The organism is Burkholderia sp. 9779_493 (assembly GCF_015712215.1).
GTDB lineage: Bacteria > Pseudomonadota > Gammaproteobacteria > Burkholderiales > Burkholderiaceae > Burkholderia > Burkholderia cenocepacia.
Window position 1 is genome coordinate 1 of sequence record NZ_JACCQA010000056.1, and the last position, 18,732, is coordinate 18,732.

Sequence of the window (18,732 nt, forward strand, 5' to 3'; positions counted from 1 at the left end):
CTGTCCAAGGTCGCGCTTGTTGCCTGCATGCGCAAGCTCCTAACCATGCTCAATGCCATGGTCAAAACCAACACGCCTTGGGACGATTCACTTCATCGGGCTTGACTCGGAAGACGGTTACTCAGTCGGGTTCGAGTTCGGCGAACCGTTCGGCCAGGAAATCGAGCAGCGCCCGCACCGCCGGCAGCAGCCCGCGGCGCGACGCGAACACCGCGTGCACGATTTCGCGGCGCGGGGCCCAGTCCGGCAGGACGGTCGTCAGTTCGCCGCGCGCGACTTCATCGCGCACCATCATCGTCGGCAATTGCACGACGCCGACGCCCGCGACGGCCGCCGCGCGCAGCGCGAGCATGCCGCCCGTCACGAAGCGCGGCTGGTGATGGATTTCCGCCTGCGCGCCGTCGGGCCCGCGCAGCCGCCACACGTGCGTGGACTGCGGCACGCCGTGGTCGAGACTCGGCAGGCGCGTGAGATCGGCGGGAACGGTCGGTACACCGTGCTCGCGCAGCAGTGCGGGGCTCGCGACGAGACACTGGCCGCGCTCCGCGAGCACGCGTAGCGCGAGATCGCTGTCCTCGAGTGGCGGCGGGCGCACGCGGATCGCGACGTCGATCCCTTCGCCGACCACGTCGACGCGCCGGTTGGTCGCTTCCAGGTGGATCTCGACGCGCGGGCACGCGGCCATGAACGCGGCGATCATCGTGCCGACCAGCGAATCGAGCAGCACGATCGGGCAACTGACACGCACGATGCCGCGCGGCTCCTCGTGCAGCAGCGCGATCGCCTCGTCGGCGGCGTCGGCCTCGACGAGCATCGCGCGGCAGTGCGCGTAATAGGTCTGGCCGACGTCGGTGACCGTGAAGCGGCGCGTCGAACGCTGAATCAGCCGCATCCCGAGCCGCGCCTCGAGCAGCGCGATGCGCCGGCTCAGCTTCGATTTCGGCATGTCCAGCGCGCGCCCGGCCGGCGCGAAGCCGCCGTGTTCGACGACCTGCACGAAGTAATAGAGATCGTTCAGATCCCGCGCTTTATCGTTCATGAAATGGAACGCTGAGTGCGATTTCGGCAGTCTACCGGATCGTTCGTTCCATCTCTATATTGTCACTCATGGATGCGAAACACGGGTTTCGCCGCAATATGGAGAAGGGCAATGAAGAAGATCCAGGGTGTGTACAGTGCGCCGCGCGGCCATTGGGTCGGCGACGGTTTCCCGGTGCGTTCGATGTTCAGCTACCAGTCTCATGGCACGCATCTGAGCCCGTTCCTGCTGCTCGATTACGCCGGCCCCGCGACGTTCGAACCGACGACCGCGCCGCGCGGTGTCGGCCAGCATCCGCACCGCGGCTTCGAAACGGTGACGATCGTCTATGACGGCGAAGTCGCGCACCGCGACTCGACCGGTGCGGGCGGCACGATCGGCCCGGGCGACGTGCAGTGGATGACGGCCGCGAGCGGGATTCTGCACGAGGAATTCCACTCGGAGGCGTTCACGAAGCAGGGCGGCCCGCTCGAGATGGTGCAGCTGTGGGTGAACCTGCCCGCCGCGGACAAGATGGGCGCGCCCGGGTACCAGACGCTGCTGAACGCCGATATCCCGGTGGTCGAGCTGCCGGACGGCGCCGGGCGGGCGCGGATCATCGCCGGTGAACTCGACGGGCGGCGCGGCCCGGCCCGCACGCACACGCCGATCGACGTGTGGGACGTGCGGCTCGTGGCCGGCGGCCATGCGCGGTTCCCGGTCGCCGAAGGGCGGACGCTCGCGGTGGTCGTGCTGAGCGGCACCGTGCAGGTGAACGGCGAGACGGTGGCCCGCGAGGCGCAGTTCGTGCAACTCGGCCGCGACGGTAGCGACGTCGAGATCGAAGCGAACGGCGACGCGAAGCTGCTGATCCTGAGCGGCGAGCCGATCGACGAGCCGGTCGTCGGTTACGGTCCGTTCGTGATGAACTCGCAAGCGGAGATCCGTACCGCGATCGAGGACTTCAACAGCGGCCGCTTCGGCCAGATGCCGGCATGACGGCATGACGGTGTGACGAGCAGGCCCCGCGCAATGCGGGGCCTTTTTTCGCGCGTGGCACGCGGTCGCGCGCGTGGGGCGGTTCGAGGCATAATCGACGGTTGTCGCGCGCCGGTCGGTGCGCCCGAATCAGGACCGCACATGAACGCATCCGCACCTGCCGCATCCCCGCGTACCGCCGATCTCGACTGGCGCTGGAAATCCTTCGACGCGCTGACCGCGCGCGAAATCTATTCGATCCTGGAGGCGCGCAGCGCCGTATTCGTCGTCGAACAGAATTGCGTGTATCGCGACATCGACGATGCGGACCAGGCCGCGTGGCACCTGGCCGCCTTCGATCCGGCCGGCCGCCTGGCCGGCTATCTGCGCGTGCTGCTGCCCGATGCGCAACACACCGACGTGCGCATCGGCCGCGTGCTGACGACCGCCGCGTTTCGCGGCGCGGGCCTCGGCAACGGGCTGCTGTCGCGCGCGCTCGAGCATATCCGCGCGCAATGGCCGGATACGCCGGTAAGCCTGCATGCGCAGGCTCACTTGCAGCGGTTCTACGGGGCATTCGGCTTCACGCCGAGTTCGGACGTGCACGACGAGGACGGCATCCCGCACGTGTGGATGAGCAGCGCACGCGCGTGACGCGCGCTAGGCGCCGCCGCAGTCAGTGCGCGGCGCGTGCGACGGGCGGTTTGTCCGCGCGCTGCGCGGCGCGCTCGCCGATCAGCCGCCCGCGCGCGGATAGCCGCAGCCAGTGCCGCAGCGCGATCAGCGCGCCGATCACGCTCATCATCGAGCCGGGAATCCACAGCAGCAGGCCGCCGATCTGCTGGTCGCGCAGCGGGCTCAGCCACGTGAACGCGCGGCCGCAGATCGAGTAGATCGGATACAGCTCGTGCGGCGTGAAGAAGATCAGCGCGCCGAGCGCGATCTGCGGCGGGATCGCCGCGACGACGATCAGGATCCGGCGGCCCGGCGACAGCCGCGCGGGCGGCGCGGGACGCGGATCGACGACGAGCCACCAGAACAGCAGCCCGTCGATCACCATGCTCCAGTTCATCACGCGATAGAGACGCCAGTCGAGCATCGCGATGAAATGGATCGGCGACAGCAGCCAGAAATAGATCAGCCCGACGAACAGCACGACCGCGACGACCGGATGGAACACCACGTCGAGCGTCGCGCGCACCGGCGCCCATGCGAGCGCGGGGCGCACGAAGCGCTGCCGCCAGCGAAACGGAATGCCCGCGCGGATCGCCGCGCCCGGATAGGACAGCGCGATGAAGAACGGCCCGAGGTGATGCAGCACGAGATGCTGCGCGCGGTGCATGAAGAATTCATGCTCGAAGAAATAGTCGAGCCGCGTATGCAGCGCGATATAGAGCGCCGTCAGCCCGAACCAGAACGAGAACTGCCGCAGCGGCGACACCTTCGCCTTTTTCACGCCGCGCGCGAACAGCACGGCGGCCGCCAGCACCGCGATGACCACGGTCGGCGACGGTTCCCACGGATCGAGCCAGTACAGGAGGTTCATCGCGCGCGCATCACTTCGTCTGGGCCGGTGATTTCACGGGGAACGGTGCATCGACCGTTTCGCCGTCGGAGAATTTCAGGCGCAGGTGCACGGTGTCGCCCGGCTTGATCGCGTGCTTTGGCTCCTCGAGCATGAAGTGATAGCCGCCCGGCGCGATGTCGACCTTGCCGCGCGCGGGGATCGTCAGCTTGTCGACCATCTCCATCTTCTGCGTCGAGCCGTTCGAGACCGTCTGGTGCAGCATGGCCATCCCGTAGTCGGGGCTGTCGACGTCGACGAGATCGACCGGCTTGTCGCTCGTATTCACGAGCGTCACGTAGCCGCCCGCGGGCAGCTTGTTCGGCAGCCAGCGCACCCACGCGTTCTGCGCGCTGATCGCGCCGGCGGCATACGCATGGGCGCCGGCGCACAGCGCGGCGACGAGGGCGAACGTCTTGAGGGTCGTTTTCGTGTTCATGGCGGAATTCAGGTCGTGGAGGCGGTGTCGATGATCCGGCGCACATCGGCGGCGATGGCGTCGGGCGAATCGCGATCGGTCGCGAGCAGGCGCGCGCGGCCGGTCGCGTCGAAGATGTAGACGGCCGAGCTGTGCGTCACTTCGTAGCCGCCGGACGGATCGCGTTTTTCCATCTGATACGCGACGCGATAGCGCTTGGCCAGCGATTCGATCTGGCCGTCGGTGCCGGTCAGGCCGCGCGCATGCGCGGCGTCGAACGCGGCGACATAGGACTGCATCGCCTGCGGCGTATCGCGCGCGGGATCGACCGAGACGAACAGGATGCGCACGTCGTCCGCCTGCGGGCCGAGCTTCGCCAGTACTTCCATCAGCCGCGCGAGGGTTTCGGGGCAGACATCGGGGCAGTGCGTGTAGCCGAAGTAGACGAGCGCGACGCGGCCGCGGAATGCATCGGCGTCGACGGGATGGCCGTCGCCGCCCGTCAGCTTGAACGACAGGTCGGGCAGGTGGCCGGTGACGTTGGTCAGGTTCCAGCGCGGCTCGTCGTGCGTGCACGCGGCGAGCGCCACGACGGCGGCGAGGGCCGCGGTCGCGCGGATGAGGCGGGAGAGGCGCCGGTGCGGCGCGAGGCGGGCAGACGACATCCTGGGGCTCGATCGGACGATGGATAGCCGGGGCGCGATGCCATGCGCCGCGCGGCAGGCGGTTGCGACTGTAGCGCAATTCGCGCGCCTGCGTCCTTTCGAAACCCCTGCGGGGCGGGCGAGCGGGGCAATATGTCGCAGTTGACGCGGCGGGCGGCGCGGTGTTCGCGCGGCCCCGGTTTCGCCCATCTGGGGGCGCAGGCGCGGTAAGATGCGCACAACTCCATTCGCGCAGCGGCGGCCCGGCATTTTCCGGTCGCCCTCAGACTATCGAATCGATGCAATCCGTTCCGGCTTCCCTGTCCCTCACCGATACCGCGTTCTTCTTCGACTTCGACGGCACGCTCGTCGAGCTCGCGCCGACCCCCGACAGCATTCACGTTCCGCCGTCGCTGCTGACGCTGCTCGACGAGCTGTCGCGCCGCTCGCACGGCGCGGTCGCGATCGTGTCCGGGCGCGGCATCGACAACCTCGACACTTTCCTGAAGATGCCCGATCTGCCGATCGCCGGCCTGCACGGCGCGGAGCGCCGCGATGCGAACGGCGACACGCAGCGCATCGGCTTCAACGACGAACGCCTGCTGCGCATCGAGCGCGAGCTCGCGGACGTGGTCGACCGCCATCCTGGCATGCTGCTCGAGATCAAGGGCGCGGCCGTCGCGCTGCACTTTCGCAACGCGCCCGAGCGCGAGGCGGTGGCGCGCGAAGCGGCCGAGCGCCTCGTCGCCGACTATGCGGATGCGTACGTGCTGCAACCGGGCAAGATGGTGTTCGAGATCAAGCCGAAGGGCGTCGACAAGGGGCGCGCGCTGGCCGCGTTCCTCGACGAGCCGCCCTTTGCGGGCCGCGTGCCGCTGTTCGCGGGCGACGACCTGACCGACGAGAAGGGTTTCGCGGTGGTCAACGCGCGCGGCGGCCTGTCGATCAAGGTCGGCGCGGGCGAGACGTCCGCGCGCATGCGGCTCGATTCGGTCGACGCACTGCATGAGCAGATCGCGTGCTGGCTCGGCGCGGGGCAGCCGCACGCATGAGCCGGCTCATCATCGTTTCAAACCGCGTCGCGCCGATTTCGGAAGGCGAACCGGCGGCGGGCGGCCTCGCGATCGGCGTCTATGACGCGCTGAAGGAAACCGGCGGCATGTGGTTCGGCTGGAGCGGCGAAGTGGTCGCGTCCGGCGCGCCGCAGCCGCAGATCCGCATCGAGGAGCGCGGGCCCGTGACGTTCGCGACCGTCGGGCTGTCGCGTCGCGATTACGACCAGTATTACCGCGGGTTCTCGAACGCGACGCTGTGGCCCGCGTTCCATTACCGCGCGGACCTGATCCAGTACGATCGCCACGAGTTCGACGGTTATCGCCGCGTCAACGTCTGGCTCGCGCAGCAGCTCGTGCCGCTGCTGCAGGACGACGACGTGATCTGGGTGCACGACTATCACCTGATTCCGTTCGCGCGCGCGCTGCGCGACGCCGGTGTGAAGAACCGCATCGGCTTCTTCCTGCACATTCCGTTTCCGGCCGCGCAGGTGCTCGTCAACGTACCGCCGCACCGCGAACTCGTCGAGTCGCTGTGCGCGTTCGATCTGCTCGGTTTCCAGACCGAGCCCGATCTGCGCGCGTTCTGCGACTACGTCGAGTTCGAGGCGGACGGCGACGTCGAGCGCGACGGGCACACGGTGCACGTCCGGGCGTTCGGCCAGACGCTGCGCGCGGCCGCCTATCCGATCGGCGTATATCCGGACGAGATTGCGTCGCTCGCGCAGGCGGGCGAACACGGCAAGGCGGTGCGCACGCTCGCGACGTCGCTGCGCGGGCGGCAACTGATCATGAGCGTCGACCGGCTCGATTATTCGAAGGGGCTCGTCGAGCGCTTCCGGGCCTTCGAGAAGCTGCTCGAACACCAGGCGTCGATCCGCAACCGCGTGTCGTTCCTGCAGATCGCGCCGTCGACGCGCGCGGATTTGCGTGCGTACCAGGACATCCGCCTGCAGCTCGAAGCGGAGTCCGGGCGCATCAACGGGCGCTACGCGGAGCTCGACTGGGCGCCGATCCTCTACATTCACCGTCAGTACGACCGCCAGGTGCTCGCCGCGCTGTACCGCCTTGCACGCGTGGGCTTCGTGACGCCGCTGCGCGACGGGATGAATCTCGTCGCGAAGGAGTACGTGTCCGCGCAGAATCCGGACGATCCGGGCGTGCTGGTGCTGTCGCGCTTCGCGGGTGCCGCCCGCGAGCTCACGGGCGCGCTGATCGTCAATCCGATCGATATCGACGGGATGGCCGATGCGCTGTCGCAGGCGTTGACGATGCCGCTCGCCGAGCGGCGGGCGCGTTACGCGGACATGATCGCGCAGCTTCGCGAGAACAACGTGTCGGTGTGGCGCGACAATTTCCTGCGCGATCTGCAGCACGTCTGAACTATTGCTGGTGGTGCAATTGAAAAAGCCGCCGTGCGCAAGCACGGCGGCTTTTTTGTCGGCGCGGCGGTATGCCGGCGCGTCAGGCCACGCGTTCGCCGGTCGGCGTGCTGCCGTCCGCATGATGGCGGCCGTGCTGTTTCGCGAGCAGGTCGCGATACAGGCCGGGACGGCTGCGCAGCACGTCGGGCGGGCCGTCGTCGATCACCTTGCCGTTGTTCATCACGATGATGCGGTCGAAGTTGCGCAGCGTCGACAGGCGGTGCGCGATCGCGATCACCGTGCGGCCGACCATCAGGCGATCGAGCGCGCTCTGGATCGCTTCCTCGGACGCGCTGTCGAGCGCCGACGTCGCTTCGTCGAGCAGCAGGATCGGCGCATCCTTCAGGATCGCGCGCGCGATCGCGATACGCTGGCGCTGGCCGCCCGACAGCTTGACGCCGCGGTCGCCGACGATCGTGTCATAGCCTTCCGGCATCGCCTCGATGAACTCCGCGCAGCGCGCGTCGCGCGCGGCGGCGAGCACTTCGTCGCGGGTCGCATCGGGGCGGCCGTACGCGATGTTGTCGTAGATCGTCCGGTGCAGCAGCGAGATGTCCTGCGGCACCAGCGCGATCGCGTGGCGCAGGCTGTCCTGCGTGATGCCCTTCACGTCCTGGCCGTCGACCATCACGACGCCGTCCTGCGTGTCGTAGAAGCGCTGCAGCAGCGCCAGCACGGTCGACTTGCCCGCGCCCGACTTGCCGATCAGCCCGACACGCTGGCCCGGCTCGATATGAAGGTCGAAGTGGTCGAGGATCGCGCGGCGGTGCGGATACGCGAACGTCACGCGCTCGAAGTCGACGCGGCCGCCCTTGGCCGACAGCGGCTGCGCGTCCGAGCGGTCCGGCATGCCGTGCGGTTCGAGCAGCGTCTTCACCGCCTCGGACAGGCGTGCGACGTGCTGCGTGACGTCGACGAGCGCGACCGCGAGATCGCGCGTGCCGTGCAGGATCGTGAAGCCGAGCGAGCTGACGAGCACGATGTCGCCCGACGTCGCGCGGCCCTGGTCCCACAGCCACAGCGCCCAGCCGAGCAGGCCGGCGGACAGCATCGCGGTGATCACCGCATGCAGCAGCCGCAGTTTCTCGAGATAGAGCAGGCTCTGCTGGCGCGCATCCATCTCGGCCTTGACCGTTGCGCCGAAGCGCTTCTGTTCGCGCAGCGTCATCCCGAACGCGCGCACGAGGCCCATGTTGCCGATCACGTCGACGAGTTCGCCGTCGACGGCCGCGGCCTTCGCCGCGAACGCGTGGTGGCGCGCCGAGCCGCGGCCGGCGAGCTTGAACAGGATGACGGACAGCACGGCCGAACAGCCGAGCAGGCCGGCCGCCATCAGCGGATTGACGACGATGATCATCAGGATCGCGCCCATCACCGCGATGCACGGCGGCAGCACGTTCCACGCCATCGTGTTCTCCGACGTGTACACCGCGTTCGACGTGGCCGTGATGCGGCTGGCGAGCGTACCCGGCTGCTTCTCCGAGTAATACGTCGGCGAATGGCCGATCAGGTACTGGAACAGGTCGCGCCGCAGGTCGCCGGTGACCGCGACGAACGTATGCGCGGCGACCCAGCCGCCGACGCGCCACAGCAGGTTGTCGGCCGCGATCAGCCCGACGAGCAGCGCGAACGCGCTCCACAGCGGGCCCGGATGATGGCGCCCGGTCGCCAGCACGTCGATCAGGTGCTTGATCGCGTATTGCGAGCCGAGCGCGCAGCCGACGGCGGCCAGCACGCTGCAGAGCACGACCAGGTGCGCGACCGGGTGGCGGCGGATGTAGCGGAACAGGAACGCGATCGGCCGATGCGCGTAGCTCGACAGCTTCGCGTTGTAGGCGTTGCGCTGGGCGGGGGTGAGAGATTCCAAAATATGCGTGCGGTGATTCGGTGATTGAGCGTGGCGGCTGGATCGCGGGCCGGCGTTCGCCCGGACTGACTAATCCGGCATTGTAAACAAGGCCTGCGTTGCGCTGCGCGAATCTTGCCTTGGCCAGAGGCTCGCGATCGATTTTGAGATAAAATCCGGCATCCCGTCCTGCCGCAGGTGCCGGAATCACGCTGCCGGCAGCGGCGGGTAACGAGGATCGCCAAAAGGGCCTTCCACTCTAGAACGGACACCCGAGTCCGCGGGTTGCAAAGTGTTGCACCTTTGTAACAAAGTAAAGTGTTTGAAATGTTGTGCGCCGTATCGGGATTAACCCTAGATAATCGGCTCCGGGTTCGATTCCAGGTTTTTTTACGAACCCCTGTCAACGGGTCTTCGTTTCAAACGTTCTATGCCTGTCGCGTCGCCGACGCTCCTTGAGCAGCGCGGGTTCGACGCCCCCGGCAGGCTGATTCGTCCGACTTTCGGACGACCTGCATCCAGCCCGGACCGCCGGCAGGTTGCCGACCCATACCTGGTTTTTTGCCGATTTTTTAGGAGTTACGCATGCGAATCGCCCAAATCGCTCCGTTGCATGAAGCGGTGCCCCCGAAACTGTACGGCGGTACCGAGCGAGTGGTGTCCTACCTCACCGAAGCACTTGTCGAGATGGGGCATGACGTCACGCTCTTCGCGAGCGGCGATTCGCAGACTTCCGCGAAACTCGAAGCGTGCTGGCCGCAGGCGCTGCGCCTCGACCCGACGATCCGCGACGTGATGGCCCCGCACATGCTGCTCCTCGAGCAGGTGCGCCGCCGCGCGGAAGAGTTCGACGTCCTGCACTGCCACATCGACTACTACCCGTTCTCGCTGTTCTCGCGCCAGCCGGTCCCGCATCTGACGACGATGCACGGCCGTCTCGACCTGCCGGAACTGCAGCCGATCTTCAACGCATTCAGCGACGTGCCGGTCGTGTCGATCTCCGACAACCAGCGCATCCCGCTGCCGCAGGCGAACTGGCTGTCGACCGTGTACCACGGCCTGCCGGAAAACCTGCTGACGCCGATCCCGAACGTGAAGCCGAGCTACCTCGCGTTCCTCGGCCGTATCTCGCCGGAGAAGCGCGTCGACACGGCGATCCGCATCGCCGAGCAGGCCGGCCTGCCGATCAAGATCGCCGCGAAGCTCGACAAGGCTGACCGCGCGTACTACGAAGAGAAGATCAAGCCGCTGTTCGCGCTGCCGCACGTCGAGTACATCGGCGAAATCAGCGAGTCGGAAAAGACCGAATTCCTCGGCAATGCGCATGCGCTGCTGTTCCCGATCGACTGGCCGGAGCCCTTCGGCCTGGTGATGATCGAGGCGATGGCCTGCGGCACGCCGGTGATCGCGTTCAAGCGCGGCTCGGTGCCGGAAGTGATCGACAACGGCGTGTCGGGCTTCGTCGTCGAAGACGAACTGTCGGCCGTCGCCGCGCTCAAGCGCCTCGATACGCTGCCGCGCGAGAAGGTGCGCGCCGCGTTCGAAGCTCGTTTCTCGTCGAAGGTGATGGCGCAGAACTACGTGAAGGGCTACGAGGAACTGCTGCGCCAGAAGCGCCGCACGGTGCTCCGCGAAGTCAACGCGAGCTGATCGCGGGCCGCCGCCATACTGCGGCGCGCGGCCGTCACGACGCCCCGTCCGGGTTTTCCGGCGGGGCGTTGTCACATCTGCGGCGCGGATCTGTTGTATTCTCGCCGCGCCCGGCGCCGCGAACGGCCTTCGAAGCGGCCCGGCACGCCATCCGGCCGTCTGTCCAGACGGTAATGTCCCTATAATGGCCGTGCCGTGAAATCCGGCCGGTACGAATATCCAGAGGAGAGCAGTCTTGGCGAGAACGAAAACCACGCGCGCAGCGCCGGCCCCCGGCGCCGGCGTGATCTTCGCGTTGCGCGCGATCGGTCTCGTGCTGCTCGCGCGCTGGCTGTTCTCGATGTCCCAGATGGGCTATCGCGCGTCGCTGTCGGCGATGGTGTCGTCGCCGTGGGCATTCATCTACCTCATCCTGATCTTCCTGCTGCTCGCACTGCCGGGCGCCGCCGCCCGGGCCGAGCGGCCGTTCCATCCGCTGCCGCAGTGGCTGCGCCAGGCGCTGCGCGTGTTCGCGCTGATCGGTTTCCTGTTCGCCGTATGGTCGATCGGCGCGTTCACGTGGGCGGCCGGCTGGCGCCGCGCGCTGCATGCGGTGACGGCAACCAACGGCTGGCTCGTCGCCGCGCCGGCGCTGTACGCGGCGATCGTATGGATCTGCCGGCCGCGGCCGCTGTGGCGGACCAACGTGGCCGCACGCCGCTTCGCGGTCGGCCGGTATGCGATCTCGCTCGACGTGCTGACGCGCACCGCGATCGTCTGGATGGAAAGCCGCAAGGTCGGCCAGTACGATGCGCGCGAACTGTCGGTGCGCTGGCCCGGTCGCGCCGCGACGCCCGCCGCGGGCGAGCAGGGCGCGCAGCCGGCGGTCGTGCCGCCGCGTCGCGGCAGCCTGTTCAATCGCCCGAAGGTGGAACTGCTGTGGGATTCGCCAGCGGCTGTCGGCCACAACCGGCAGATCGTGATGCGCACGCCGCTCGCGACCGAGGGCGACCGCGTCGCGGTGCTCGCGCTCGACGCGGCGCTCAAGCAGATCGTCTGACACGGCTCGCGCACCGGGCGCGGGCGACAAGGAGGCGGGATGATCGTCCGTTGGTTGCTGGCTGCCATTCACCTCAGTGCGTTCGGCGTCGCGTTTGCCGCGATCGCCGGGCGTAACCGCGCGTTGCGCCGGTTCATCGCATCGGCGCAGGCGGCCGATTTGCCCGGCGTGTTCAAGGCGGATGCGGTCTGGGGACTGTCCGCGCTCGTGTTGATCGCGACGGGCCTCGCGCGCGCGTTCGGCGGTTTCGAGAAAGGGACCGCGTACTACCTGCAAGAACCGCTCTTTCACGTGAAGATGACCGCGCTCGTGCTGATCCTGCTGCTCGAGATCGTGCCGATGCTGGGGTTGATCCGCTGGCGTATCGCCGCGCGGCGGCAGCAACTGCCCGATATCGGCCGTGCGCGCACCTACGTGCGGATCGGCCACTGGCAGGCGGTGCTGGTGATCGTCATCGTGTTCGCCGCGTCGGGGATGGCGCGGGGGATAGGGGCGCCCGGTTAGGGGCGTCCGGCTAGGGGCGCCTGGCTAGGGGCACCCGGCTAGGGGCACCCGGCTAGGGGCGCGCGGCTAGGGCTTCCGGCCAGATGTGACCGGGCGACGTCGCCGCCCGGCCAGTCCGTGCTCAGCGCACGAGACAGGGGCGCTTGTTGTTGAACGTCCAGCCCGGGATCAGATACTGCATCGCCGCCGCGTCGTCGCGGGCGCCGAGGCCGTGCTGCTTGTACAGCTCGTGCGCGAGCGCGACCGCATCCATGTCGATGTCGATCCCGAGCCCCGGCCGCTTCGGCACTTCCACCAGCCCATTCTCGATCTTCAGCGGCTCGCGCGTCAGCCGTTCGCCGTCCTGCCAGATCCAGTGCGTGTCGATCGCGGTGACCTGGCCCGGCGCCGCGGCCGCGACGTGCGTGAACATCGCGAGCGACACGTCGAAGTGGTTGTTCGAATGCGAACCCCATGTGAGGCCCCAGTCGCGGCACATCTGCGCGACCCGCACCGAGCCCTGCATCGTCCAGAAGTGCGGATCGGCGAGCGGGATGTCGACGGCGTGCAACTGCACCGCATGGCCCATCTGCCGCCAGTCGGTCGCGATCATGTTGGTCGCCGTCGGCAGCCCCGTCGCGCGGCGGAATTCGGCCATCACTTCGCGGCCCGAGTAACCGTTCTCCGCACCGCACGGATCTTCCGCATACGCGAGCACGTGATGCTGATCCCGGCACAGCCGCACGGCCTCGTCGAGCGACCATGCGCCGTTCGGATCGAGCGTCACGCGCGCGTCGGGGAAGCGCTCGGCAAGCGCCGTCACGGCTTCGATCTCGCTGGCGCCCGCGAATACGCCGCCCTTCAGCTTGAAGTCGTTGAAGCCGTAGCGCGCATGCGCGGCCTCGGCGAGCCGTACGACGGCTTCGGGCGTCAGCGCGGCTTCGTCGCGCACGCACGTCCAGTCGTCGGTCGCGCCGCGGCCGTCGCGATACGGGAGCGCGGTCTTCGTGCGATCGCCGACGTAGAACAGGTAGCCGAGCATTTCGACCCGCTCGCGCTGCTGGCCTTCGCCGAGCAGTGCGGCGACCGGCACGCCGAGATGCTGGCCGAGCAGGTCGAGCAGCGCGGCCTCGAGCGCGGTGACCGCGTGGATCGTCGTGCGCAGGTCGAAGGTCTGCAGCCCGCGGCCGCTCGCGTCGCGGTCGGCGAAGGTGCGCCGCACGTCGTTGAGCACCGCATGATAATTGCCGACCGGCTGGCCGACGACGAGCGCCCGCGCGTCGTCGAGCGTGCGGCGGATGCTTTCGCCGCCCGGCACTTCGCCGACGCCCGTGCGACCCGCGCTGTCCTTCAGGATCACGAGGTTGCGGGTGAAGAACGGGCCGTGCGCGCCGCTCAGGTTGAGCAGCATGCTGTCGTGGCCGGCGACCGGAATCGCTTGCAGGTCGACGATGCGCGGCGTGTCGGGGGAGGGCGAGGCAGTGACGGCGTTCATGGGCGGCGATGGCGAAAGAGTGGGCGATGCCGTGCGGCAAAAGCTTTGCCGCGCGCGGCGGGAGGTGCGATCATTCGACAACCGACGTGCGTGGCGCGCAAGCCCCGCATGTCGACGCAACCCGAAACGGGGTGGGAGCGACAACCGGGCCAGCGGAGCGCAGAACGCGAACGCAGGTCGATCGTCGCGCACGGGACCGGGCGGTGCTGTACAGCCGACCTGGGTCGACAGGAGATCCGTGCGCCGATCATCAGTCGTCGGATGACTTGTGACGCAGTATAATGAATCATCGGCTTTCGCTCAAACCCCGCGTAAACCCTCGGCTCACATTACGATCATTCAAAAAGGAACCGGCCACATGTCCGTGCCTACGCTTCCCGCAGCGCCGCGCCGTCGCGCACGCAGCCTCGCACAAGATGTCGTCGACGCGCTGACCGCGCAGATCGAAAACGGCACGCTGCGTCCCGGCGACAAGCTGCCGACCGAAACCGAAGTCATGGCGGCGCAGGGCGTGAGCCGTACGGTCGTGCGCGAGGCGATCTCGCGGATGCAGGCGAGCGGCCTCATCGAGACGCGCCACGGCATCGGCAGCTTCGTGCTGGAGCCGTCGCGCCGCCAGACGCTCGGCATCGATCCCGCGACGATCACGACGCTGCGCGACGTGCTCGCGGTGCTGGAGCTGCGCATCAGCCTCGAAAGCGAGTGCGCGAGCCTGGCCGCGCAGCGCGCGAACGATACCGATCTCGCCGCGCTGCGGCGCGCGCTCGACGCGATCGCGACGGGCGCGGGCGGCGGCCGCGACACCGCGCAGCTCGACTTCCAGTTCCACCTGCAGATCGCGCAATCCACCGGCAACCGCTATTTCGTCGACATCATGACGCAGCTCGGCACGTCGATCATCCCGCGCACCCGCGTGAATTCCGCGCGCTTCGCCGGCGACGATCTCGAGCGCTACGTCGGCCGGCTGAACCACGAGCACGAAGACATCTACGAGGCGATCGCGCGCCACGACCCGGAAGCCGCCCGCGCCGCGATGCGCACGCACCTCACCAACAGCCGCGAGCGGCTGCGCCGCGCGCACGAGGCGGCCGAGGCCGAGGCGGGCTGACGTTGCGTGACAGGGCCCGCGACACGGCGGGCCTACCTGGATCGCCTTAACATCAGTCGTCGTACGAGGTCGGCATGACCTCCACGATCTCCCGGCCAGGCGGCGCTCCCGCCGCCGGCCGTCCGCCTGCCTCGCCGATCAGCCTCCCTTCGTCACGATCGTCTTCCACGCGCCGTTCTTTACCTGGTACAGCGTCGACATCCCGCTCTTCAGCGAGCCGTCGTTCGCGAACGAGATGCGGCCGGTCACGCCTTCGAAATCGATCTTCTTCAGCGCCGGGCGATAGGCCTTCGGGTCGGTCGAGCCGGCCGCCTGCATCGCCTTGATCGCCGCCCACGCCGCGTCATAGCCGAACTGCGCATACGACAGCACGTCGACGCCGAAGCGCTTCTTGAAGCGCGCCTCGAAATCCTTCCCCTGCGGCAGCTCGTCGAGCGGCCGGCCGTATTCCCACGCCATCGCGCCTTCCGCGGCCGGGCCCGCGATCTTGATGAACTCGTTGTCCTTCACGCCGCCGCCGCCGACGAACTGCGCGTTCAGCCCGAGCTGGCGCATCTGCTTGATGAAGTTCGCCGCGAGCGAATCGAGGCCGCCGAAGAAGATCAGGTCGGGATTCTTGGCCTTCAGGCTCGTGATCTGCGCGCGGAAATCGACCGCCTGGTTGCTGGTGAACTCGCGCCCGATGAGGTTACCGCCGGCGGCCTTCACGGCCTTCTCGAATTCGTCGGCCTCGCCCTGGCCGAACGCGGTGCGGTCGTCGATGATCGCGATGCGCTTCGCCTTCGTCACGTCGACCGCGTACTTGCCCGCGTTGCCGGCGTTCTGGCCGTCGGTCGCGATCACCATGAACATGTTCGCGAGCCCGCGCGACGTGAGCGTCGGGTTGGTCGCGGCCGGGTCGATCACCGGAATGCCGGCCTTGTCGTAGACCACCGACGCCGGGATCGTCGTCCCCGAGTTGAAGTGACCGACCACGACCGACACGTTCTGGTCGACCAGCGCCTGCGCGGCCTGCACGCCGATGCGCGGGTCGGCCTGGTCGTCCTGCACGACGAGATTGAAGCGGGCCGGCTTGCCGGCGATCTGCACCTTCTGTGCGACCGCATCGTCGAGCGCGAGCTGGACGCCGTTTTGCAGGTCCTTGCCGTAGCCGGCGTTCACGCCCGTGAGCGGCGCGGCGAAGCCGACCTTCACGTCGGTTGCGTCGGCAGCCTGGGCGGCCTGTTGCGAGAGGAGGGCAAGCGCGGATGCAATCGACACCGACAGCAGGGAATGACGGAATTTCATGTTGTTCCTCTTGTTCGACACCTGCGAGTAGGTACCGCGCGCGCCAGGGCGAGCCGGGCGCGTGCGACGGGCGGGCGGTTCGACCGCTTCTCGGGATCGGGCGGGGAGGTCGGCATCGTGATCCTCGGAAACATCTCCCGTCAGGCTCCGCGAAGAGCCCCGATTGCTTCGATATATAGGTCGCCGATATGCGCGGGTCTTGGAAATTTGCCGCGCATTCGATGCGGATTTGCGCATAGCTTCCGCGCGTGCGCGGGTGGCCGGTATCGGGAGTTTCCCGTCGCGAACGCCACGGGCGGGAAGGAGGGAGAGCGGCGCGGGGCAAGGACGCGGCGCGGCCCGCCGGGGGCCGCGCCGCGCATGGGGCGACGTCAGTCGGACAGGGCGTCCGACGCGGCTTCGGCGTCGTCATGCGACGCGGTCGTGCGGATCAGCGGGTCGCTGGTGCTCGGGCGGCCGGTTTCGACGTGACCGGCGAAGCGACGCAGGAAGCCGAGCAGCCGGCCGTCGCTGACGGTCAGGTCGTACCAGCCGTGGCTGCCGCGCAGATCCCAGTAATCGTCGACGTGCGCGCCCGGCGCGAGGTCGAACGTGCGCGCGTGACCGTGGCCGTACGCGTTCGTGACCTTGAGCCGCACGGCCTTGTGGCCGCGGTTCATCAGGCGCAGCGTGATGTTGCCGTTCGCGACGTCGTAGCCGTAGATCACCTCGGGGTTCACGTTCGCGCTGCCGACGCCGGTCGCGAACGGGCCGCGGAAATGGCAGTAGAAGCCGTTCGGGCCGTACACGTCGAGGTCGTACAGGCCGAGCGACGCGGCGGCGCTCCAGGTATCGGCGACGCGTTTGCCGGCTTCGACCGTGTACGCCCACGGGCCGTCGACGCGGTTGCGCGACTGGACCTGGAACGCGGCGCCCGCGCGGCCCGTGTTCGCGAAGGTCAGCCGGAACTGGCCGTTCGCGGCTTCGACGCGGCCGTGCACGAACAGTTCGTACGGCAGCGCGCGCGCCGGACGCAGCCCGGCTTCCTGTTTCGGCAGCTTCTGCAGCACCGGCGGCACCGGGATGTAGTCGGGATGGCGCACGCGGTCGGGCGGCGCGTAGCCGCTCGTGTCGGGCAGCGTCGGCCAGCCGGCGTCGGCCGTCGCGAAGTCGAATGCGGCGGTCAGGTCGCCGCACACCGCGCGGCGCCACGGCGACACGTTGGCGGCCGTGACCGGATACTGCGCGCCGAACCGCGCCTCGATGAATTGCAGCAGCGACGTGTGATCGAAGGTCTGCGAGCAGACCCAGCCTCCCTTGGTCCACGGCGACACGACGAGCATCGGCACGCGCGGCCCGAGCCCGTACGGGCCGGCCATGTGCGACGCGTCGCCGGCGAACACCTCGTTGGTCGTCGTGACCGTCGACAGCCCGTTGGCGCGCGACTGCGGCGCGAACGGCGGCGGCACGTGGTCGAAGAAGCCGTCGTTTTCGTCGTACGTGATGAAGAGCGCGGTCTTGCTCCACACGTCGGGATTCGACACGAGCGCCTTCAGCACCTGCTCGATGTACCACGCGCCGTAGTTCGCGGGCCAGTTCGGGTGCTCGGAATACGCTTCCGGCGCGCAGATCCACGACACCTGCGGCAGCGTGCCGTTCTTCACGTCCTGCTGCAGCACGTCGAACAGCGTGCCGCCGGCGCTGATGTTGGTGCCGGTGCGGGCCTTGTCGTACAGCGGCGTGCCGGGCAGCGCGGTGCGGTACTGGTTGAAGTAGAGCAGCGAGTTGTCGCCGTAGTTGCCGATGTACGGGTTCTGCGTCCAGCCCCACGAGCCGTTCGCGTCGAGTCCCGTGCCGACGTCCTGGTAGATCTTCCACGACACGCCGGCCTGTTCGAGCACTTCCGGATAGGTCGTCCAGCCGTAGCCTTTTTCCTCGTTGCCGAGCACCGGGCCGCCGCCCGTGCCGTCGTTGCCGACGTAGCCCGTCCACATGTAGTAGCGGTTCGGGTCGGTCGAGCTCGGGATCGCGCAGTGGTACGCGTCGCAGATCGTGAACGCATCGGCGAGCTGGTAGTGGAACGGGATGTCGTCGCGCTTCAGGTACGCCATCGTCGTGGTGCCCTTGTTCGGCACCCACTGGTCGTAGCGGCCCTTGTTCCACGCGGCGTGCATGTCCTGCCAGCCGTGCGGCAGGTCCTGCAGGAACTGCAGGCCGAGCTTGTCGGCACCCGGGTGGAACGGCAGCAGCTCGGCCGGGCCGACCGGCTGATGGAACACCGACTTGCCGTTCGCGAGGCGCAGCGGGCGCGGATCGCCGAAGCCTCGGACACCGCGCATCGTGCCGAAGTAGTGGTCGAACGAGCGGTTCTCCTGCATCAGGATCACGATGTGTTCGATGTCGCGGATCGTGCCGGTACGGCGGTTCGCGGGAATCGCGAGCGCATCGCGGATCACGGGCGGAAACAGGTTCAGCGCGGCGGCGCCGGCAGTGCCGGCGGCGACGCGCAGGAAGTCACGACGGTTCGATCGGGTCATGGTCGTTATCGTGCGGTAAAGGGGAAGCCGATTGGCGGGACCTGCGGGAAGGGCGCGCGCCGGGTCGCAGGATGCGGCTGCGCCGGTTCGTGCCGCCGCGAGCATAGCGAGGAATCGGTGTCATTCATGTGAAGTCCGGAAACGTTTGCACGGACAGCGAACCGGCATCGGGATAGGCATCGCCGGCGGTCGCGGTGTAACGGGGAAAGC

At 68.2% G+C, this 18,732-nt stretch carries 16 protein-coding genes and 1 pseudogene; 9 read left to right on the forward strand and 8 right to left on the reverse strand.

Annotated features, from left to right (window positions below):
• A pseudogene (locus H0X95_RS33250) lies at nucleotides 1–105 on the forward strand (IS110 family transposase); the annotation flags it as partial.
• A 16-nt stretch (nucleotides 106–121) separates the two neighbouring features.
• Here the strand turns inward: H0X95_RS33250 and H0X95_RS33255 are convergent.
• Nucleotides 122–1,039 (reverse strand): LysR family transcriptional regulator, encoded by a 918-nt coding sequence (locus H0X95_RS33255; protein ID WP_048989496.1) that lies wholly within the window; start codon nucleotides 1,037–1,039, stop codon nucleotides 122–124.
• A gap of 111 nt (nucleotides 1,040–1,150) precedes the next feature.
• On the opposite strand from H0X95_RS33255, the gene H0X95_RS33260 reads away from it, so the two are divergent.
• A complete protein-coding gene (locus tag H0X95_RS33260) occupies nucleotides 1,151–2,017 on the forward strand; it encodes a pirin family protein (protein WP_006482192.1) in 867 nt (288 codons plus the stop codon).
• A gap of 141 nt (nucleotides 2,018–2,158) precedes the next feature.
• Entirely contained in the window at nucleotides 2,159–2,650 is a 492-nt protein-coding gene (locus H0X95_RS33265; RefSeq protein ID WP_006482188.1) for a GNAT family N-acetyltransferase, read from the forward strand.
• Nucleotides 2,651–2,672: 22 nt separating this feature from the next.
• On the opposite strand, the gene H0X95_RS33270 is transcribed toward H0X95_RS33265, so the two are convergent.
• From H0X95_RS33270 to H0X95_RS33280, 3 genes are read right to left on the reverse strand one after another with little or no spacing between them, the layout of a single operon-like run.
• Nucleotides 2,673–3,542: a cytochrome c oxidase assembly protein gene (locus H0X95_RS33270; protein WP_006491689.1), complete on the reverse strand. Its 870-nt coding sequence runs from the start codon at nucleotides 3,540–3,542 to the stop codon at nucleotides 2,673–2,675.
• A 10-nt stretch (nucleotides 3,543–3,552) separates the two neighbouring features.
• Nucleotides 3,553–3,999 carry a copper chaperone PCu(A)C gene (locus H0X95_RS33275; RefSeq protein WP_006488671.1) on the reverse strand — a complete coding sequence of 149 codons (447 nt, stop codon included), beginning with the start codon at nucleotides 3,997–3,999 and terminating at the stop codon, nucleotides 3,553–3,555.
• 8 nt (nucleotides 4,000–4,007) lie between these two features.
• Complete coding sequence (locus H0X95_RS33280) at nucleotides 4,008–4,643, reverse strand: SCO family protein (RefSeq protein ID WP_006497709.1); 636 nt, start codon at nucleotides 4,641–4,643, stop codon at nucleotides 4,008–4,010.
• Between the two features lie 278 nt (nucleotides 4,644–4,921).
• Here H0X95_RS33280 and otsB point away from each other — a divergent pair, with 278 nt between their 5' ends.
• Both otsB and otsA read left to right on the forward strand, forming a co-directional pair.
• Complete coding sequence (gene otsB, locus H0X95_RS33285; protein WP_006488667.1) at nucleotides 4,922–5,674, forward strand: trehalose-phosphatase; 753 nt, start codon at nucleotides 4,922–4,924, stop codon at nucleotides 5,672–5,674.
• Nucleotides 5,671–7,056: an alpha,alpha-trehalose-phosphate synthase (UDP-forming) gene (gene otsA / locus H0X95_RS33290; RefSeq protein ID WP_012492437.1), complete on the forward strand. Its 1,386-nt coding sequence runs from the start codon at nucleotides 5,671–5,673 to the stop codon at nucleotides 7,054–7,056. Before otsB ends, otsA begins: the two co-directional genes overlap by 4 nt.
• Before the next feature lie 82 nt (nucleotides 7,057–7,138).
• Here the strand turns inward: otsA and H0X95_RS33295 are convergent, their stop codons facing one another.
• Nucleotides 7,139–8,965, reverse strand: coding sequence for an ABC transporter ATP-binding protein (locus H0X95_RS33295; RefSeq protein ID WP_006488673.1), 1,827 nt, complete (start codon nucleotides 8,963–8,965; stop codon nucleotides 7,139–7,141).
• A gap of 564 nt (nucleotides 8,966–9,529) precedes the next feature.
• Here H0X95_RS33295 and H0X95_RS33300 point away from each other — a divergent pair.
• The 3 genes from H0X95_RS33300 to H0X95_RS33310 all read left to right on the forward strand — a co-directional run bounded on the left by H0X95_RS33300 (nucleotide 9,530) and on the right by H0X95_RS33310 (nucleotide 12,137).
• Nucleotides 9,530–10,594, forward strand: a complete 1,065-nt coding sequence (locus H0X95_RS33300) for a glycosyltransferase family 4 protein (RefSeq protein ID WP_006476459.1) — start codon at nucleotides 9,530–9,532, stop codon at nucleotides 10,592–10,594.
• 235 nt (nucleotides 10,595–10,829) lie between these two features.
• A complete protein-coding gene (locus H0X95_RS33305) occupies nucleotides 10,830–11,633 on the forward strand; it encodes a hypothetical protein (protein ID WP_006491691.1) in 804 nt (267 codons plus the stop codon).
• A 39-nt stretch (nucleotides 11,634–11,672) separates the two neighbouring features.
• Nucleotides 11,673–12,137 (forward strand): DUF2214 family protein, encoded by a 465-nt coding sequence (locus H0X95_RS33310; RefSeq protein ID WP_034200818.1) that lies wholly within the window; start codon nucleotides 11,673–11,675, stop codon nucleotides 12,135–12,137.
• 121 nt (nucleotides 12,138–12,258) lie between these two features.
• Here H0X95_RS33310 and gudD read toward each other — a convergent pair whose 3' ends face one another.
• Nucleotides 12,259–13,611 carry a glucarate dehydratase gene (gudD, locus tag H0X95_RS33315; RefSeq protein WP_034200817.1) on the reverse strand — a complete coding sequence of 451 codons (1,353 nt, stop codon included), beginning with the start codon at nucleotides 13,609–13,611 and terminating at the stop codon, nucleotides 12,259–12,261.
• Between the two features lie 358 nt (nucleotides 13,612–13,969).
• On the opposite strand from gudD, the gene H0X95_RS33320 reads away from it, so the two are divergent.
• Entirely contained in the window at nucleotides 13,970–14,719 is a 750-nt protein-coding gene (locus H0X95_RS33320) for a FadR/GntR family transcriptional regulator (RefSeq protein WP_006484310.1), read from the forward strand.
• A gap of 138 nt (nucleotides 14,720–14,857) precedes the next feature.
• Here H0X95_RS33320 and H0X95_RS33325 read toward each other — a convergent pair whose 3' ends face one another.
• Nucleotides 14,858–16,006 (reverse strand): branched-chain amino acid ABC transporter substrate-binding protein, encoded by a 1,149-nt coding sequence (locus tag H0X95_RS33325; RefSeq protein WP_006497706.1) that lies wholly within the window; start codon nucleotides 16,004–16,006, stop codon nucleotides 14,858–14,860.
• A 371-nt stretch (nucleotides 16,007–16,377) separates the two neighbouring features.
• Nucleotides 16,378–18,522 carry a phosphocholine-specific phospholipase C gene (locus H0X95_RS33330; protein WP_034200816.1) on the reverse strand — a complete coding sequence of 715 codons (2,145 nt, stop codon included), beginning with the start codon at nucleotides 18,520–18,522 and terminating at the stop codon, nucleotides 16,378–16,380.
• Nucleotides 18,523–18,732: the final 210 nt, after the last annotated feature.

What these genes read in the sequence shown, in the direction of transcription:
- H0X95_RS33255 (WP_048989496.1), bottom strand. Translation starts at nt 1,039, where the DNA reads ATGAACGATAAAGCGCGGGATCTGAACGATCTCTATTACTTCGTGCAG.
- H0X95_RS33260 (WP_006482192.1), top strand. Translation starts at nt 1,151, where the DNA reads ATGAAGAAGATCCAGGGTGTGTACAGTGCGCCGCGCGGCCATTGGGTC.
- H0X95_RS33265 (WP_006482188.1), top strand. Translation starts at nt 2,159, where the DNA reads ATGAACGCATCCGCACCTGCCGCATCCCCGCGTACCGCCGATCTCGAC.
- H0X95_RS33270 (WP_006491689.1), bottom strand. Translation starts at nt 3,542, where the DNA reads ATGAACCTCCTGTACTGGCTCGATCCGTGGGAACCGTCGCCGACCGTG.
- H0X95_RS33275 (WP_006488671.1), bottom strand. Translation starts at nt 3,999, where the DNA reads ATGAACACGAAAACGACCCTCAAGACGTTCGCCCTCGTCGCCGCGCTG.
- H0X95_RS33280 (WP_006497709.1), bottom strand. Translation starts at nt 4,643, where the DNA reads ATGTCGTCTGCCCGCCTCGCGCCGCACCGGCGCCTCTCCCGCCTCATC.
- otsB (WP_006488667.1), top strand. Translation starts at nt 4,922, where the DNA reads ATGCAATCCGTTCCGGCTTCCCTGTCCCTCACCGATACCGCGTTCTTC.
- otsA (WP_012492437.1), top strand. Translation starts at nt 5,671, where the DNA reads ATGAGCCGGCTCATCATCGTTTCAAACCGCGTCGCGCCGATTTCGGAA.
- H0X95_RS33300 (WP_006476459.1), top strand. Translation starts at nt 9,530, where the DNA reads ATGCGAATCGCCCAAATCGCTCCGTTGCATGAAGCGGTGCCCCCGAAA.
- H0X95_RS33310 (WP_034200818.1), top strand. Translation starts at nt 11,673, where the DNA reads ATGATCGTCCGTTGGTTGCTGGCTGCCATTCACCTCAGTGCGTTCGGC.
- gudD (WP_034200817.1), bottom strand. Translation starts at nt 13,611, where the DNA reads ATGAACGCCGTCACTGCCTCGCCCTCCCCCGACACGCCGCGCATCGTC.
- H0X95_RS33320 (WP_006484310.1), top strand. Translation starts at nt 13,970, where the DNA reads ATGTCCGTGCCTACGCTTCCCGCAGCGCCGCGCCGTCGCGCACGCAGC.
- H0X95_RS33325 (WP_006497706.1), bottom strand. Translation starts at nt 16,006, where the DNA reads ATGAAATTCCGTCATTCCCTGCTGTCGGTGTCGATTGCATCCGCGCTT.
- H0X95_RS33330 (WP_034200816.1), bottom strand. Translation starts at nt 18,522, where the DNA reads ATGACCCGATCGAACCGTCGTGACTTCCTGCGCGTCGCCGCCGGCACT.